Source organism: Candidatus Palauibacter scopulicola (assembly GCF_947581915.1).
Lineage (GTDB): Bacteria > Gemmatimonadota > Gemmatimonadetes > Palauibacterales > Palauibacteraceae > Palauibacter > Palauibacter scopulicola.
Genome location: NZ_CANPWG010000060.1, coordinates 62,128 through 78,919, shown reverse-complemented (window position 1 = coordinate 78,919; position 16,792 = coordinate 62,128). Strand labels below are relative to the sequence as shown.

Below are 16,792 nucleotides of genomic sequence, written 5' to 3'. Positions count from 1 at the left end.
GCCCCGTCCGCGTCAGCCGCTTCCCTTGTGGACCGTCGGGAGCAACTGGCCGGCCCTGCGACTGCGGGGGAGGGTCTGGAGGCGCCCGAGGCCCTGCCTTGCCCGCGAGACCTTGTCCGGAAGGGACGTGTGGGCTCGAAGGGTGAAATTGTCGTAGCCGTTCGCCCTCACGCGGTCGTGGATCCCGCGGTAGACCTGGGCCGCGACGGTCACGGGCCGCTGGAAGAAGGGCGGCAGGTGCGGAATCCCCTCGTACGACGCCTCGTAGGCGGCGTCGGCGTGGGCCATCATCTCTTCGAGAAGCGCGACGTAGCCGGGCCGGATCTCGGCGCCGGCCCGCATGCGCAGGAGCGATGCCCGCGCGACGCCGTGGCGGGCCATGCGGTCCGCGGGCAGGTACACGCGGCCCAGCGCCAGATCCTCGCCCACGTCGCGGATGATGTTGGTCAGCTGCATCGCGTGGCCGAGGGCGTGTGCCCGCTCCAGGACCCAGGGGTCGGATACCCCGAAGGCCCGCGTCAGCCAGGCGCCGACGACGGATGCGACGCGATACGTGTACTCGCGCAACTCCTCCAGCGATCGATAGGCGCGCGGTTCCACGTCCATGCGCACGCCTTCGATCAACTCCGCCGCGAGGTCGAACGGAATCCCCCGCCGCGCCATCTCGCCCATCACGACGTCGGCGAGTGGGAGGTCGGTTCGTTCGCCTTCGTGAGCCGCCCGGCAGATCTCCTCCCACACATCGAGCGTCCGGTGGAGCCTCGCCACGGTGACACGGGCGCCGTTCGGCCGGGCCGCTTCATCCACGAGGTCGTCGGTGAACCGGCAGAAGGCGTAGATCTCACGCACGAGCCTCCGCGCCTCCGGCGGAAAGAGGAGCGAGGCGAACGAGAAGCTGCGGCTGTGGTGCGCGAAGTAGCGACCCCAGCTCGCGCGCGGCCCGAGGGCGAGGGCGCGGGCCGCGATCCGGGCGGCGGTGGTGGCGGACGACGGTGACGGCCGCGAACCCATGACCTGACGGGAGCCCGCGCGGGGCCCCTGGGCGACCGCCCGCCGGCAACGGTCGCTCCACGAGACGACCAGGTCGACGAGGGACGGGTCCGCCCCCGCGGCGCGCAGATCGGCGCCAAGCGCGAGGCCCTCCAGCCGGACGCGTGCGGCCGCCTGTTGGGCCATGCCGGTCCGGAAGAACTCGACGACGGCGGATTCCGGCGTCTGCTCGAACCAGTCCCATCCGCGATCGCCGAGCACGGAGGTCCAGGTGCGGTTGGCGAAGTCCTGCAGCTTCGGCTTCCCGGTGCCCGCATCGGGGCAGTAGTCGAGCAGGTCGTCCACGGCCTGGTAGAAGGCGCCGAGCCGGACCCCGAGTTCGCGCAGCGTGATGGGCGAGATCCGGGTCCCATCGGGCCGTCCGGCGCGGCCCATCCAGCCCGGCAGGGCCGCGGCGACACCGAACAGAGCGCCGCTCTTCGCCCGCACGACCTCCCCGTACAGCGGGGCGGGGTTCGCCGCGGCGGATAGTTCGCGCTGCATGCGCTCGCCGCGCACCGTCGCTTCGACCGCGTCCGTGAACTCCGCGAGGAATGGCTCCGACCGCACCATGTGGGCGACGCGGTAGGCGCCCGTGAGGTAGAGGTCCCCCGCGAGGAGGGCGGCCCCCTGCCCGAGCCGGGCGAACAGCGTGGCCGCGTTCCGGCGCTCCGTCCCCCCGTCCAGCACGTCGTCGTGCTGGAGCGACGCCTCGTGCGCCATCTGCACCGCCAGACAACCCAGCCAGAACCGGTCGCCGAGATCCGCCCGCCGCACCTCCGGAACGAACGCGAGCGCGGCGTGCGGGCGCAGGAGCTTGCCGCGGACGGGCGGCACCTCGACGCCGCGCCGGCCGGCGATCGCGGCCGCGCGCTCCAGACCCGCGACGAGTGGTTCGCCGGGGGCCCGGGCCACGCTCTGCCCGCTCACGCCCGCGCTCCCTTCCACACGGCCAGGAGGACGGCCAGCGTCGCCAGGACGGCCCACCAGTAGCCCGCGGCGAGCGTCATCGCCACAGAGAGCGCCAGCACCGTCCCGTAGTAGGTTGCCATGAGCCGCGCCGGGATCCGGTCGGCCACCGGGCCCGCCCGCACCGCGTCGAACCCGGCCATGATGAAGAGGCTCGTCACCATCCAACCCGCGAGGTTCACGAGCGGCATCCCGTAGTAGGGTCCGGCGGACTCCCACACCCAGTAGGACGTGAGCGAACTCATGGCGGGATCGAGCGTCAGATCCCAGGTCGTGAGCAGGATCGCGCCGACCGCCCAGCGCGCGAGTCGCCCCCGGGACGCGCGCCGCGCGAGGACGTAGGCGGGGAAGGCCATCATGAACCAGCTGAACGGGATCAGGAACGGCACGAGCCCTGCCACGCGATAGCCGAGCATGGGGGTGTAGCGGTATCCGCCGAACGGGAAGCCGGTCGCCGTGCCCAGCAGTTCGGCCCCCAGCGAGAGGCCGCCCGCGACGAGGAGCGCGGGAATCCAGCGCGCACCGACACGCGCCGTGAGCGAGTACGCCAGAACCAGGAACGCGATGATCACGTGTCCGCGCGCAAAGATCAGAAAGGCGGGGGCATAGAATCCGGCGGACGAAGGGAAGCGGGCCAGGAGCTGCGGGTGCAGCCCGAACGACGCGAAGCCCGCGACGGAGGCGGCCGAAAAGAGTCCCAGGACGGCGAGCCCCAGCCGGTCGACGTGCGTCGGGTCGGCGAGGCGGGCGGCATCAGCCACGGTCGTCCAGCCAGTCCCGGAACGCGGCGAGACCGTCGAGCGCGACAAGGTCCGTGAACGCTCCGTCGCCACCGCTCACCTGTATGCCGCGTACCGCGTTGCCGCCGAGAACGAGGGCGAAGGGCTGGGCCGGATCCGCGAGTCTCCCCGCCGCCTCCACGAAGCGGAGGAGGTCGGCGGCCGTCGCGGGAGGTGTGAACGATACGCAAACCAGCGACGCGCCCAGCGCTCGCTGTGTCGCCACGATCTCGGGAGCCGGCACCCCCGTCCCGAGGTGCTCGACGTTCCAGCCCCTGTGCAGGAGCAGGAGCCGCACGAGTTGGGATCCCAGGATGTGCTGCTCGGGCTCGACCGTCCCGACGACGGCGGTCGGTCTTTGAGGGTCGGGCTCGTCAGCCTCCCCGCCGGCCGCGGCGAGCAATCGCCCGATCGCCTCCCCCGCCTCGCGGCTCGCGGCCCGCTCGTCCGCGATGCGAAGCTCTCCGCGCTCCCAGCCGTCTCCCACCCGCTTCATGAAGCCGCCGAACACGCCGTCGAGGACGCCCGGATCCGGGACGTCGCCGCGGGCCGCGACATGCCACAGGAACCTCCCGATCAGACGCGATTGCCGGATCCGCAGCCAGTGCACGAGCGCATCGCAGGCCGGTGCCGGATCGCCGCGTTCGAGTGCCTGCATTGCGTGCCAGACGTGGGTCGCATGGCTTCCGAAGCCGTGGAGATAGACCCTCCGGTCCCGCGCGCGCGCCACATCCAGCACGAGGTCGAGAGGGATGCGGCGGTGCCCTCCGGAGGTCGCGGCCATGCGGGGGCTGTCGAACCATCGCTTGACGGTCGACGGATGGATGTCGAGAAGCTCGGCTACATCGCCGGTTCCCAAGTCGACGGCAGGGTTCTCCGCAAGACTCCACATCCGTTCATTCCATGTCGAAAACAAACGATACAACGCGAATGTGAAGTCATACTACCCATAAATACGACCATTTCGCAAGAAATGATCGTTTTGCGCGATTCGGTGCCAGCCTGCGATTCGGTGCTAGCGTTGAGATTCGGGCGGCGAGCCTTCAATCACTGCCCGGACCCGTGCCCCGAAGGCCCGCGCCCGCTCCATCACCTCGGCTTCGTCCACCGTCCGGACCTGCCCCTCGCTGACGACCACGCGGCCGTTCACGAGGACCGTGGAGACATCGCCCCCTCGAGCCGCGTACACGAGGTGGGAATAGACGTTATAGAGGGGCGTGAGCCCGGCGCGCCGGGTGTCGAGCAGCACGATGTCGGCCCGCTTTCCCGGCTCGAGCGAGCCGATGCGGTCGTGGAGGTTCAGTACGCGGGCGCCCCCCATCGTCGCCATGCGGAAGACGGTCTCCGCCGGGAGCGCGGTGGGGTCGGCGTTCGTGAACTTGTGGAGCTTGGCGGCGGCGTCCATCTCGTCGAACAGGTCGAGGTCGTTGTTGCTCGCCGGGCCATCGGTGCCGAGTCCGACGGGTATTCCCGCGGCGAGCAGTTCCACGACCGGCGCCGCCCGCGGAATCCCCAGCTTGAGGTTGCTCTGCGGGTTGTGCGAGATCCCGGCGCCCCCGGCCGCGATGCGTTCGATGTCCTCGTCCGAGAGGTAGATGGAGTGGGCGAGCACCGTCCCCGGGCGGAGCGCGCCGATCGACTCGAGCGCTTCCACCACGCCCATCCCGGTCCGTTCCGTCGCGGTCGCGAACTCGCTCGCATCCTCGGCCGTGTGGATCTGAAACGGGGCATCGTGCTCGATGGCCAACCGCAGGGCGGCACGCACGTCGTCGAGGGAAGTCGTGTACAGCGAGTGGGCGGCCGTTCCGGGAACCAGCGTGGGGTGGTCGCGATACGTCTCCATGAACCCCGCCGCGTCGGCCAGCGTCTCGGCCGGCGAGGCGAAGTCGGGGGCGGGGAAGCCGATGACGTGCGGACCCATGACGGCGCGGATGCCGGCATCGATGACCGCCCGCGCAGCGTCATCGCGGAAGTAGTACATGTCCGCGAACGTCGTCGTCCCGCTCTTCAGCATCTCGATGGACGAGAGCAGCGTGCCCCAGTAGACGAAGTCGGGATCGACCAGTTCGGCCTCGGCGGGGAAGATGTGCTCGTTCAGCCACGTCATCAGCGGCATGTCGTCCGCGAGTCCCCGCAGGAGCGACATGGCGGCGTGGCCGTGGGTGTTCACGAGGCCGGGGATCACGAGGTGCCCCGTCGCGTCGAGCACCGTCACGCCGGCGGGGCGGGGAGCTTCACCGTCGAGGACGGCGGAGATCCGGCCCCCCTCCACGAGCACCGCGCCTCCCTCGAGGACGGCGCCCGCCTCGTCCATGACGACGACCGTGCCGCCGTCGATCAGGATCCGGCCGCCCTCCGGGGCTGTATCGCCCGCATCGGCACCGGCCGTACACGCGGACAGGAGAACGCCGGCGAGCAGGAGTCCTCCGCCGGCGCGGAGAAATCCGCGGAGAAATCCACTGCCAGCGCGGGCAATGGCCTTTTTCACCGCGTGCGACAACGGCTAGCCGTCCTGCGGCTGCGGGACGATCCGGATGTAGGGAAGGGGCTGCTCCCAGCCCTCCGGGAACCGCTTCTTCGCTTCCTCGTCGGTGACCGCCGGCGCGATGATCACGTCGTCGCCCTGCTCCCAGTTGGCCGGTGTGGCGAGTTGCTTCTCGGCCGTGAGCTGGCACGAATCCAGGAGCCGAAGGATCTCGGCGAAGTTGCGGCCCGTGCTCATCGGGTACGTGAGGGTGGCCTTGATCTTCTTGTCCGGGCCGATGACGAACACGGAGCGCGCCGTGGCGTTGTCCATCGGCGTGCGGCCCTCGGACGTGTCCCCCGCGTCGGCCGGCAGCATGTCGTACGCCTTGACGATCTCCAGCCTGGGGTCGCCGATCAGCGGATAGCCGACGGCGTGCCCCTGCGAGGCCTCGATGTCCTTCGACCAGGCCTCGTGGTCGCTCACCCCGTCGACGCTGATCCCGATGATCTTGCAGTTGCGCGCCGCGAACGCGTCCTGCAGGGAGGCCACCGCCCCCAGTTCCGTCGTGCAGACGGGCGTGAAGTCCTTCGGATGGGAGAAGAGGAGGACCCACCCATCCCCGATCCAGTCGTGGAAGCGGATTCTGCCCTGCGTCGTATCCGCCGTGAAGTCCGGCGCCGTGTCGTTGATGCGAAGCGTCATCGATACTCCCTGTGTTCCGTGTGTCGAGGCGGTCGCTCAAAAGCCGCCTGCTGGCGACGAAGCCCATGATCGGCCTTTCGCGCCATGGTGACAACGCCGGCCCCTCGCCAACTCTGGCCGACCCCGCCTTGACCCACGCATGTTTCCCCGCGACGTGCCACCGAACCCGACAGGCTGGAAACTCCGGAGGATCCCTGATGAAGATCGGACGCCGCGTCCTGCTGACGACCGCCGCGCTCACCGTCGCCATCGTCGCGACCGCGCAGGCGCACACGATGTTCCTGAAGCTCGAGAGTTTCTTCCTGGAGCCGCACTCGACGAACGTCGTTGCGCTCTTCAACGGGGACTTCGACGAGAGCGAGAACCACATCACGCGCGACCGCATGCTCGACGTGAGCATCGTGGGACCGGATGGCGTCGTGCACCCGCCGACCGAGGCGTGGCGCGACACGGCGATGTTCCACTGGCACGCGGACAGCGTCGACACGGCGCTGCTGACCTTCGAGACGGGATCGGCCGGGACCTACACGATCGGTGTGTCGACGGCGGCCCGCGTGATCCCGCTTACGGGGCCGGAGTTCAACGAGTACCTCGTGCACGAGGGCCTCGTCGACGAGCTCGCCGAGCGCGAAGCGGCCGGAAAGGCGAACGACGACGCGGCCGAGCTCTACAGCAAGCACGTTAAGGCGATCGTCCAGGTGGGCGACGACCGGAGCGGCGAATGGGCGGAGGAACTCGGCTATCCGGTGGAGATCATCCCGCTGCAGAACCCGTACGATCTCGTCGTCGGCGATGACCTGCAGGTGCGCTTCCTCCGCGCGGGCGAGCCGGTCGAGAACGCGCTCCTCTACGCGAACTACGAGTTCAACCCCCACTCCCACGACGACACCGGTGCGCACAATGAGGCGGTCGAGGCTCGCACGAACGCGGACGGCGTCGCGACGATCCCGCTCGTCGGCGGGGGCAGATGGTACATCCGGACGATCCACATGGTGGAGACGCCGTCGGAGCCCGACCTCGACTACGAGTCGAACTGGGCCACGCTCACGTTCCAGATCCGCGGCGGCTAGCCGGAAACCGCACCCAGATCAGGCTCCGGGAGACCGGCCGGCTAGTAGCCGCGCTCCCGGTCGACGACGGAGAGGAGCTGCTCGCCGGCCGCGAACCGGCGCAGGTTCTCGCGGAAGAGGGTCCACATCCGCTCCATGTGTTCATCGGAGTCGCCGCCGAGGTGGGGCGTGATGATCACGTTCGGCATCGACCAGAGGACATGGTCCCGCGGGAGCGGCTCGGGATCCACCACGTCGAGCCCCGCGCCCGCGATCCGGCCCTCCCTCAGCGCGTGGACGAGCGCCGCCGTATTCGTCGTGCGTCCGCGCCCGAGCGTGATGTAGAGCGCGGTCGGCCGCGTCAGCTCGAAGAAGGCCTCGTCGACGAGGCCGTCCGTTTCCGGCGTGAGCGGCAGGGCGTTCACGATGACGTCCGCCTCGGGAACCAGATCCAGCAGCTCTGACGCCAGCCCGACCCGCTCCACGAAATCGGGCCCCTCGCGGCTGCTGTTCCGCGTGGCGATGACCCGCATGCCGATCCCGTGCGCGATGCGCGCGGTCTCCGTGCCGATCCCGCCGAGGCCGATGACGAGCATCGTGCGGCCCCGGAGTTCGAGCAGTTCGCTCCCTTCTCCGCGGTAGGGCGAGGGGCCGGTCAGCGGCCGGATGTCCCAGCGCCGCTCGCGCTGCAGGTCGAGCGCTGTGTGGAAGCGTCGCGCCAGCACGAGTGCCATGCCGAGCGCGTGCTCCGCGCCGCCGGGGGCGAAGATCCGCTGGGCGTTCGTGATGACGAGTTCCTCGGCTTCGGAAAGCCCGGAGAGCGCGAGGTAGCGTTCGACGCCCGCCGAGGCGAGCTGCACCCAGCGGAGCCGGTCGCCGGCAGCGAGGATGTCCGCGTTCAGCACGCCGAGGACCGCGTCGGCGTCGTGCGCTTCGGCCGCCGCGGCCTGCCCGTCTCCGACGACGACGAGGTCCACGCCCGGCGCGACCTCAGCGAGTTCGGCCGTGCGGCCGGGCCACAGATCGGCGACGACGACTTTCACGGGCGGCTCCCAGTCAGGCGAGGATCGATCCGGCGAAGGGCCCGGACGCAGGCCGAGCACCCCGGCCGGGGCGCGCTCGGCTTCGGCCGCGCTCTCCGGCGGACGATCGGCGGCGCAGCCCGCGACCGCCAGCGCGGCGAGCAGCGAACACAGGCGAACCGGCGAGCGGGCTACGGATTCCCCCCCATCCGCTCCTGGTAGCGCGCGCCGCTGAGCACGTTGAACATCGCGTAGTTGCCCTCGTGGCACGCGTACTCGTACAGCAGATGATCGAAGCGCTTGAGGGGGACCTGTCCGCCCCACGGGCTCGTGTACACCGCGGGGTCGTCGATCGTGAACTCGTAGAGGATCGTCTCCTCATCCACGCGCGTGAAGCGCTCGACGACCTTCCGGTCGTTCGAGGGCGGCACCCCCCGGAAGGCGTGCTCGGGGTTCAGGTTTGTCGTCTCGACGACAAGCGTTCCGTCCTCCCACCAACCGACCGAACTTCCGAACCACGGAGTGACGTGGTCCGGTTCGGGCCGGCTTTCGAGCGGCTCCCGCGCGTCGCGGATGGGGATGATTCGCGCGTCATGCACCATCTCGGCCATGATCACGATGAAGTCCTCGTTCTGCGCGATCGTATAGCTGTTGTTGTACCAGTAGTTGGGGAGCATCGGCGGTCCGGCGCTCGATCCGAACGACACGATGCACCGTTCCGCGAGCGGCCGCAGTTCGGGATGGTCGTACTGGCCGAATCGACCGCGGAACTCTGCTGCCGCCTCGAGCCGCCGACGCGCCTCCGGCGTGAGATCCGGAACCCGCCCGTCCGGCGGGTCGGTGACGAGGGAGCTCCGCGGCTCGTCGTTCACGACCGCCACGCGTTCGCCCGGCTCGCGGTAGAACTCGTCGTAGCAGGTCGTGGCCCCGTCGATGCAGACCCGGTGTTCTCCCCCCGGCGGCAGCGGCCGGTCCGGGTCCACGGGCGCCGTCCGTTCGGCGACGGTCTGCGCCTGGCCGCCCTCTACCGCGGCGACTTCATCCGGGCTCAGCACAGGCCCCTGGCCTTCCGGACGTTCGAAGGGGGTCAGCGTCTGGTTGGTCCAGTTACCCTGCAGGTCGGGATGGCCGTGCGCCGTGAGCGGGGGCTCCCAGTCGCCGGCCGTGGTCTGCGTGCGGGCCGCGTCCGGCCGAATGAGGACCGCGGCGGCAGCGGCGAGTCCGAGGACGCCGATCGCGACGTAGGTGAAGGGGCGCGCGGCGGATCGGTCCACGTTCATCGTTCCTCCTCGGTGCCGGCATCGGAATCGACCGCATCGCCAATCTGCGGTTCCGGACCTTCGAGCGCGAGACGTAAAACGCGAAAGGGCCCGGAAGACCGGGCCCCTTCGAAGAGCTGTGGGCTGTGGGTCGGAGATCGGGACTCAGAGACTTCCGCCGCCGCGCCGCCGCGCGGTCCGTCCCGTCGAGCTTCCCCCGCTCGACCGGCCTCCCGAGGTGCCGATCGACGCCGTCCCCCGCGAAGACCCGGTCGGCCGCGTTCCGACTCTGGAGGTCCCGCTGCTGTAGCCGCGTCCGCTGATCACCCGGCCGCCGCTGTTTGCGGGCTCCGTGCGGATGATCGTCGGACCGTACCCATAGCCGTAGCCGTACCCGTATCCGGAGGGATAGCCCCAGCCGAAGGGCGAGTAGCCGTAACCGAAGCGGTAGCCATAGCGGCCGTAGTAGGGGTAACCCCAGCCGCCGTAGAACGGATCGTAGTAACCGCCCACGCCGCGCCAGGGCTGTGCGCCGCCGTCCCCGCCCGTGGACACCGCGAAGCGCTCCGGATAGCTCCGCGCGATCATCATGTCGATGACCCCTTCGGACACCCCGGCGTCGGCGAGCTGGACGAGCCGGTCGGCGTCGACCGCGAGAGGCGTCTCATGTTCGACGATCCAGGCCTCCACCGCCTCGGGATCCACATGAGCCTGCGCCTCGATGATGTCGTCGACCGAATACCTTCCCGACGCCGCGAGCCGCAACGAACGCACGGCCATGCTCCGGTCGGCCGCGATCTCACCCAGGCCGACTTCCTCGGCCTGGCTCTGCGTGGCCAGTCGGTATCGCGTCACCCACGTCAGTTTCTCGTCGCCGACGGTGACGACCCGCGCGTCGATCCAGGATTCGGACGAGATCATCGCGAACATCCCGCTCGACGATCGGTCGACGCCGCCCTCGCAGACCTGGTCCACATCCATGAACACCCGGCCCGGGCGGGAGGCGAAGACTGCGCGGCGCGATCCGGTGCACCCGTCCAGGGTCGCCTCGTGCGGCAGCCCATCCGCCCGCAGGGTTTCCCGGTTCGCGATCTCACCGTCTTCGACCGCGATCATCTCGACGCCGGCCTCTTCGGCGCCGGGCCGGAAGCAGAGCAGCGATTCGGGCGCGTCCGCACTCGTGGACGTACGAACAGGCTGCCAGCAACCCATCCAGGCGAGCCAGCGTTCGTCCATCTCCTGCGCCGCCGCGGTCGCCAGCGGCCCGGCCGCGAGCATCATCCCGACCGCCACGAAGAGAGCGGAGCCGATTCCAGCAGTTCGCTGTTTCGTCATGTGACCAACCCTCGAGGTTTTACAGCCGTACCGAGAAGCCGAACGCGGCGCGGAGCCCGTTCAGGTCGATCTTGTCGAACCCGACGAAGTGTCCGCCCATAGCCGCGCTGGCCCAAGAATAACGTGCTTCGGCGGTCAGAATCCACCGCAGCCCGAGCGAGTAGTCGAATCCGGCCGTCGCGTAGGCGAGCGCGGACCCGTCTCTGGACGAGAAGTAGTCGTGGAAGATGTCCAGCGTTTCGTAGTCGACGAACTCGCCCTCCTGCTCGAATTCGTACCACATGAAGCCGACGCCACCTCCGACGAAGGGAGCGAACTTGCCCGGAATCCAGGCGAGGTCGCTGATCCGCCGTCCCCGCTCCGTGAGGTAGGCCTTGAGGCCGACCGTGAACGGGATGCGGCGAAAGTCCGTCGTCTGCAGGATCGGCAGGTCGTCCGAGCCGATGAACTCGCGCGACTCGGAGTCGATTTCGCTGTTCTCGAACCCGATGCCCAGCGCGAGATCGATGCGGTCGGAGAGCCGGATGCCGACGTCGGCGGCGAGCGCCACCGCGTTGAAGTCCTCCTTCTCGACCGTCAGTTCCCTGCGCGTGAGATCGAAGATCTCGCTGTCGGCGCGGGGTATCGCGTACCCGATTCGGGCGCCAAGCGTGACGGAAGGACGCCCGAAGAGAAAGTCCTGCGCCGCGAGCGCTTCGGCCGCCCAGGCTCCCCCGATGACGGCGAGGACGGCCGCCATCGAGGACTGTCTGAGTCGGTACTTCACGTTGCCTCCTTCAAGGCGCCTGAGCGGAACTTCGATTCGCTCGCGCCCACCGGGTTTTCCGTGTGCCACCCCTAACACGAAGCAATCCCCGGACGGGTCACATCGCCCTCGCCGACTCTAGCATGCTAGCGGCTCCGCACCACCACCGGCGTTTCCTGCTGGACCTCGCCGCCGTCCGCGTCCCGCGCCGTGACGGTGATCGTCGTGCTCCCCACGGTCACGCCGACCACCGTGAGGGTGCTGCCCGACACCGCCCCCACCGCGACGAGCGTGTTCCCGGTCGTGACGCTGAACGTCAGGTCGTCGCCCTCCGGATCGCTGAAGTACTGCGACAGGTCGATCTGGTGTACCTGCCCCGTGGTCAGGCTCAGCGGCGGGAGCGCCTGGGCCGCGACCGGTGGCTGGTTCGGCACCGTGATCAGGAAGTTCTGCACGGCTTCGCCGCCGGCCTGATCGCGAGCGAAGATCAACCCGGCTGCCTGCCCGGTGCCGACCCCGACCACGGTCATCGTGCTGCCCGAGACGGAGACGCCGGCCACGAGCGCGTTCGATGTGCCCGCGCCGTACAGCAGCGGGTCGCCGTCCGGATCCTGGAAGAAGCCCGACACGTCCACCATGACATGGTCGCCGGCCGCCACGGCCAGCGGCGGCACGACGCCGACCGCGACCGGTGCTTCGTTCGCGGGCACGGGGTCCATCGTGTCCTCGCTCTCGATGCAGGCCCCCGCGACCACGATCGACAACGCGACGGCGACAAAGGCGCCTACGCGTCCGGAATTCAGATGTTCACGCAGCATTTTTTGTTTCTTCCTTGCGCTCTTGAGAAGGGTTCGGCCCGTCCGGCCCGCGTGGCCGTCAGGGCAGGGCCAGCGCCGCAAGCCCGTCGGTCAACTGAATGATCACATACTGCTTGCCCTCGTGGACCCAGCTCGACATCCCGTAGCGCGTGTTGCCGGGCAACTCCACCTGGCCCACGCGCTCGCCGGTCCGCTTGTCGATTGCGAACAGGTGCGGCGTCCCATCGCTCGTCTGTCCAGACGCAAGAAGGAGCGTTGGAGTTGCAACCATGGCGGAATGGCCGCGCCGCCCCTGGTTCGGATTCACGTCCACTCCCTGCAGCATCGGATGGTCGCGGATCACCGCCTGCTGCCGCTCGGGCGCGTCGCCGTGCGGGATCATCCACAGGTGTTCGCCCGTGTTCACGTCGATCGCCGTGATCCGCCCCACCGGCCCCTTCCAGATTCTCAGCCCCTCGATGGTTGCCTGGTCCGCCGTGCTCTCCGTCACGACGCCGATCGCGCGGGAGAATTCGGAGTGGGTGACGCCGGTCTGTTCCGGCCCGTCGAGTTCGGATTCGATCCCCGGCGCCACCATGACCGGCGAGCACCCGCTGGTCGACGTGACGAAGACGATCCCGTTCACCGGGTCCGCGACGGGCGGCCCGGTGATGTTCGCTCCCCCGCCACCGCCGGGGCAGATGAGCGCCGCCCCCTCGCCATCGGGGTTCCCGACGTGCGTGGGCGGGTTGAAGAGTGGCACGAAGAGGTCGTTCTCCCGCGCGTACTCGAGCGCCATCCCGTGCAGTTCGGGCGTGTAGTCGATGAGGTCCTGCTCCGTGCGGCCCTGCAGGTCGTAGGGCAGGGGCCACGTCGGGTGCGGCTGCGTTTCCGCGAGCTTCTCGCCCGGCACCTTCGACTGCGGGACCGGCCGGTCCTCGATGGGCCAGATCGGCTCGCCCGTCTCGCGGTCGAGCGCGTACAGCCACGACTGCTTCGTCGCCTGGAAGACACCCTTGATCGGCCGGCCGTCCACGACGACGTCCATGAGGAGCGGCGCGGTCGGCGTGTCGTAGTTCCAGATGTCGTGTCGCACGAACTGGAAGTGCCAGCGGCGCTCGCCCGTCTCCACGTCGAGCGCGACGATGCTCGTGCCGAAGAGGTTGTCGCCGGGGTGGAAACCGCCGTAATAGTCGATCGTGGCGCCGTTCGTGACGAGATAGACGAGTCCGAGTTCGGGGTCCGCCGAGAGCGGCGCCCACGGGGACACGTCACCCGTCCACCGCCAGGCGTCGTTCTCCCACGTCTCGTGCCCGAACTCGCCCGGCCGCGGGATGATGTGGAACTTCCACTTGAACTCGCCGGTGCGCGCGTCATAGGCCAGGATGTCGCCCGGGACCATCTCCTTCCGGGTCTGGTTGTAGCCCTGCTCCGCCGAGTTGCCGACGACGACCACATCGTTCACGACGATGGGAGGGGACGACGCCGTGATGTAGCCGATCTCGAGAGGCATCCCCTGATCCGGGTCGTACTCCTGGTTCAGGCTCTCCCACGGCCCCCAGCCCTCGATGAGGTCCGCCACCAGGTCCACCGTCCCCGAGGACGGGAATCCCGGCAGCGGCACCGCCTCGCCCCAGTTTTCGAGCGGTCGACCCGTTTCGGCGTCGAGCCCGTAGAGGAAGAACCCGGGACTGATGATGTAGACGACCCCGCGGCCATCGATCTCGGCGTAGGCGACGCCCTTGCCGTACGCCTTCCGCATCGAGTACTCGTGCCGCCACGTCATGGGCTCGGCGAAGCTCCACAGGAGTCTTCCCGTGGAGGGGTCGAGGGCGATGACATGCCGGTTCTCGCCCGTGACCGTCATCAGCTTTCCGTCGACGTAGGACGGGGTGGCCCGCGCCGTGCTCGGCCCGAAGCTCGAGGCGTCCCAGCGCCACGCGACCTCGAGGCTCTCGAAGTTGGAGGCGTCGATCTGCGTCGCCGGCGTGTAGCGGGTGTGCCAGGCGTCGCCCCCGTAGTAGGTCCACGCGGCTCCCTCCACGCCCGGGCCCTGCGCCGCGGCGGGGGCTCCCGGGATGGCTCCGAAGAGAAGGGGGAGAAGAAGGGCGCTGCTCGGTCGCCAGCTCCGATGGTTCGTCATCATCCGTCCGCTCTCGCTGTTCTCTCTTCCGCAGTTCGCCGTCCGGTCTCCGGCAAGGATAACACTCCATCGTGGACGGGCGTTTCCCGGGGCGCAACGTCTCCTTGCACGCGGGCGACGTTTCTTCGCACTGTATCAGGTAGTTAAAGAGGAGTCGCCGGAAGCAGCGGCGGAGCCGTTCCATCTGGAGGAGGATGCCTCATGCGTGGATCGCATCGTCACTCGAGCCATGCCTGGTCGCATGCAGCGGCCCTCGCCGTCTTCATCGTTCCCCTCGCCCTGAGTCTCACCTTCCGGGATCTCGCCGCGCAGGGGCCGGCCGCCAACGGCGCCGGAGGTTCCGAAACCGACGTCACGTTCTCGAAGGACGTCGCCCCGATCCTTCAGGCGAACTGCCAGAACTGCCACCGGCCGGGATCCGTGGGTCCGATGGCGCTCCTCGATTACCGGGACACGCGCCGCTGGGCCTCGCGCATGAAGGAGCTGGTCTCGAAGCGGCTCATGCCCCCGTTCCACCTCGACACCGGCCTCGGCATCCAGGACATCAAGGATGACTGGCGGCTGAGCGAGGAGGACATCGGGACGATCGTCGCGTGGGCCGACGCCGGGGCGCCCGAAGGGGATCCGGCCGACATGCCGCCCCCGATCGAGTGGCCGAACGAGCAGAAGTGGCAGCTCGAGGACATCCTCGGCCCGCCCGATCACGTGATCAAGTCGAAGCCGTTCGACGTCCCGGCCGAGGGCGGCGACACCTGGTGGCGGCCGCAGGTGCCGACGGGACTCGACGAGGACCGTTGGGTGATGGCGTTCGAGACGCGTCCCTCCTTCCCCGCCGGGCGGCAGGTGGTGCACCACGCGATCCCGCGCCTCCTCAGGCTGAACGAGGAAGGGGAGTACCAGCGCATCCAGAGCCTGTCCGAGTACGCGATGGGCAAGGTCGGGGAGATCGTGCCCGCGGACGCGGGCCGGCTCCTGAAGACGAACGACATGATCGAGTGGGACGCCCACTACTATCCCATGGGATACGACGTGCCCGGCGACCAGGTCGAACTGGGAATCTGGTTCCACGAGGAGGGCTACGAGCCCGAGTTCCAGCAGGATCTGCGCCTTTATCCTCTCCGGGGGGACATCGCGCTGGCGCCCGGAGGGACCGCGATGACGCAGGGGTTCTACCGCTGGGACCACCCGGTGAGGCTCGACAGCTTCCAGCCCCACGGGCATGTGCACCTGCACGCGATGTCGATCCAGGCGCTCTACCCCGACGGCAGGCTCGAACTCATCAGCATGGTCACGGACTTCGACGCGCGCTGGCACCACAGCTACATCTACGAGGATGACGTGGCGCCGCTGCTCCCGCCCGGGACGGTGCTCGTCATGACCGGCTGGTACGACAACACGGCAGAGAACGAACTGACCCCCGATCCGGAGATCTGGTACGCGCGCGGCGCGCGCACGGGGGACGAGATGTCGCACGCGTGGCTCGCCGTGACCCACCTCACGGAGGAAGGCTACCAGCGGCTCGTCGAAGAGCGGGAGAAGAAACTCGCGACGGACGACGACGCCGGCGACAGCGGCAACGACGACAACAACTGAGCCGAGGCATGCGCAGCCTGCAGATCGCGGCCGCCCTGGTCGCCGCCCAGGTGGCGCCGGTCGCCCTCGCCGGGGGGGCGGCGCCCGTTCACGCCCAGCAGGTGCAGCGGCTGCCGCTCGCGCCCATCCCGCCGAAGGGCGAGCCGGTGGCCCCGTTCTTCGAGGGCTGGTATCGGAACGACGACGGTACCTTCACGTTCTCGTTCGGCTACTTCAACCTGAACACGCAGGAAGTCATCGAAATCCCGCACGGTCCGGACAACTTCATCGAGCCGGCCGAGTTCGACGGGGCGCAGCCCACGCACTTCCCCGTGCGGCCGCGCCGGGACCGCGGCGTGTTCTCCGTCACCGTGCCCGCGTCGTACGGCGACGGCGAGCAGCGCGTCGTGTGGACGATCACGTCGAACGGCGTGACGTATCCCGTGCCGGCCCGCGTGTTCGCCCCGGCGCTGCAACTCGACTACGGGCCGCGGGCCATGGGGTCGATACCGCCCCTCGTCCGCTTCGACCCCGAGGGGGAGGCGGGCCAGCACGTCCAGGGCGTGTGGGGCGAGCCGCGTACGGCCCGGGTGGGGGAGCCCCTGACGCTGCGGCTGTGGACCGAGGAGGTCTCGATCCGGGACCCCGAGGACCTCGTGAACCAGGTCGTCGATGTGGAGGTGACCTGGTTCAAGCACCAGGGGCCCGCCGCGCCGGTGGCGTTCGAGCCGTGGCAGATCACGGTCGAGGGCGGCACCGGCGAGACGACGACCGCGGCGACGTTCAGCGAGCCCGGCGAGTACGTCCTGCGCGCGCGCGCCGACAACTGGGACGCGAACGACAGCGCCGGCGGCGACCAGTGCTGCTGGAGCAACGCCTACGTCCGGGTGACCGTCACGCCCTGAACGCCTGACAGGAGGCGCC

General features: G+C 69.3%; 14 protein-coding genes. 3 read left to right on the top strand and 11 right to left on the bottom strand.

Going from position 1 to position 16,792, the window contains the following annotated elements:
- Positions 1-12 precede the first annotated feature (12 nt).
- The 5 genes from RN743_RS11915 to RN743_RS11895 form a co-directional block, all read right to left on the bottom strand.
- Positions 13-1,959 (bottom strand): squalene/phytoene synthase family protein, encoded by a 1,947-nt coding sequence (locus RN743_RS11915; protein WP_310780073.1) that lies wholly within the window; start codon positions 1,957-1,959, stop codon positions 13-15.
- The gene (locus RN743_RS11910) at positions 1,956-2,759 is read right to left on the bottom strand and encodes a carotenoid biosynthesis protein (RefSeq protein WP_310780072.1); all 804 of its coding nucleotides are present in this window, start codon (positions 2,757-2,759) and stop codon (positions 1,956-1,958) included. Before RN743_RS11910 ends, RN743_RS11915 begins: the two co-directional genes overlap by 4 nt.
- The gene (locus RN743_RS11905) at positions 2,752-3,636 is read right to left on the bottom strand and encodes a helix-turn-helix domain-containing protein (RefSeq protein WP_310780071.1); all 885 of its coding nucleotides are present in this window, start codon (positions 3,634-3,636) and stop codon (positions 2,752-2,754) included. The genes RN743_RS11910 and RN743_RS11905 overlap by 8 nt, the downstream gene beginning before the upstream one ends.
- Positions 3,637-3,792: 156 nt before the next feature.
- Positions 3,793-5,265, bottom strand: a complete 1,473-nt coding sequence (locus tag RN743_RS11900) for an amidohydrolase (RefSeq protein ID WP_310780070.1) — start codon at positions 5,263-5,265, stop codon at positions 3,793-3,795.
- A 15-nt stretch (positions 5,266-5,280) separates the two neighbouring features.
- The gene (locus tag RN743_RS11895; protein WP_310780069.1) at positions 5,281-5,946 is read right to left on the bottom strand and encodes a peroxiredoxin; all 666 of its coding nucleotides are present in this window, start codon (positions 5,944-5,946) and stop codon (positions 5,281-5,283) included.
- Between the two features lie 197 nt (positions 5,947-6,143).
- Between RN743_RS11895 and RN743_RS11890 the strand changes: the two genes are divergently transcribed.
- The gene (locus RN743_RS11890; RefSeq protein WP_310780068.1) at positions 6,144-7,016 is read left to right on the top strand and encodes a DUF4198 domain-containing protein; all 873 of its coding nucleotides are present in this window, start codon (positions 6,144-6,146) and stop codon (positions 7,014-7,016) included.
- 41 nt (positions 7,017-7,057) lie between these two features.
- Here the strand turns inward: RN743_RS11890 and RN743_RS11885 are convergent, their stop codons facing one another.
- The 6 genes from RN743_RS11885 to RN743_RS11860 form a co-directional block, all read right to left on the bottom strand.
- Positions 7,058-8,038 carry a D-2-hydroxyacid dehydrogenase gene (locus tag RN743_RS11885; RefSeq protein ID WP_310780067.1) on the bottom strand — a complete coding sequence of 327 codons (981 nt, stop codon included), beginning with the start codon at positions 8,036-8,038 and terminating at the stop codon, positions 7,058-7,060.
- A 170-nt stretch (positions 8,039-8,208) separates the two neighbouring features.
- Entirely contained in the window at positions 8,209-9,297 is a 1,089-nt protein-coding gene (locus RN743_RS11880) for a hypothetical protein (RefSeq protein WP_310780066.1), read from the bottom strand.
- A gap of 144 nt (positions 9,298-9,441) precedes the next feature.
- On the bottom strand, positions 9,442-10,611 hold the full coding sequence (locus RN743_RS11875; RefSeq protein ID WP_310780065.1) for a hypothetical protein: 1,170 nt from the start codon (positions 10,609-10,611) through the stop codon (positions 9,442-9,444).
- Positions 10,612-10,630: 19 nt separating this feature from the next.
- Positions 10,631-11,377 (bottom strand): hypothetical protein, encoded by a 747-nt coding sequence (locus RN743_RS11870; protein ID WP_310780064.1) that lies wholly within the window; start codon positions 11,375-11,377, stop codon positions 10,631-10,633.
- A gap of 125 nt (positions 11,378-11,502) precedes the next feature.
- Positions 11,503-12,174, bottom strand: coding sequence for a hypothetical protein (locus tag RN743_RS11865; RefSeq protein WP_310780063.1), 672 nt, complete (start codon positions 12,172-12,174; stop codon positions 11,503-11,505).
- A 58-nt stretch (positions 12,175-12,232) separates the two neighbouring features.
- Positions 12,233-14,299 (bottom strand): PQQ-binding-like beta-propeller repeat protein, encoded by a 2,067-nt coding sequence (locus RN743_RS11860; RefSeq protein ID WP_310780062.1) that lies wholly within the window; start codon positions 14,297-14,299, stop codon positions 12,233-12,235.
- 198 nt (positions 14,300-14,497) lie between these two features.
- On the opposite strand from RN743_RS11860, the gene RN743_RS11855 reads away from it, so the two are divergent.
- On the top strand, positions 14,498-15,889 hold the full coding sequence (locus RN743_RS11855; RefSeq protein ID WP_310780061.1) for a cytochrome c: 1,392 nt from the start codon (positions 14,498-14,500) through the stop codon (positions 15,887-15,889).
- Positions 15,890-15,897: 8 nt separating this feature from the next.
- Positions 15,898-16,773, top strand: a complete 876-nt coding sequence (locus RN743_RS11850) for a hypothetical protein (RefSeq protein ID WP_310780060.1) — start codon at positions 15,898-15,900, stop codon at positions 16,771-16,773.
- The last annotated feature ends 19 nt before the right edge of the window (positions 16,774-16,792 follow it).

What these genes read in the sequence shown, in the direction of transcription:
- RN743_RS11895 (WP_310780069.1), bottom strand. Translation starts at nt 5,946, where the DNA reads ATGACGCTTCGCATCAACGACACGGCGCCGGACTTCACGGCGGATACG.
- RN743_RS11890 (WP_310780068.1), top strand. Translation starts at nt 6,144, where the DNA reads ATGAAGATCGGACGCCGCGTCCTGCTGACGACCGCCGCGCTCACCGTC.
- RN743_RS11880 (WP_310780066.1), bottom strand. Translation starts at nt 9,297, where the DNA reads ATGAACGTGGACCGATCCGCCGCGCGCCCCTTCACCTACGTCGCGATC.
- RN743_RS11875 (WP_310780065.1), bottom strand. Translation starts at nt 10,611, where the DNA reads ATGACGAAACAGCGAACTGCTGGAATCGGCTCCGCTCTCTTCGTGGCG.
- RN743_RS11865 (WP_310780063.1), bottom strand. Translation starts at nt 12,174, where the DNA reads ATGCTGCGTGAACATCTGAATTCCGGACGCGTAGGCGCCTTTGTCGCC.
- RN743_RS11860 (WP_310780062.1), bottom strand. Translation starts at nt 14,299, where the DNA reads ATGATGACGAACCATCGGAGCTGGCGACCGAGCAGCGCCCTTCTTCTC.
- RN743_RS11855 (WP_310780061.1), top strand. Translation starts at nt 14,498, where the DNA reads ATGCGTGGATCGCATCGTCACTCGAGCCATGCCTGGTCGCATGCAGCG.
- RN743_RS11850 (WP_310780060.1), top strand. Translation starts at nt 15,898, where the DNA reads ATGCGCAGCCTGCAGATCGCGGCCGCCCTGGTCGCCGCCCAGGTGGCG.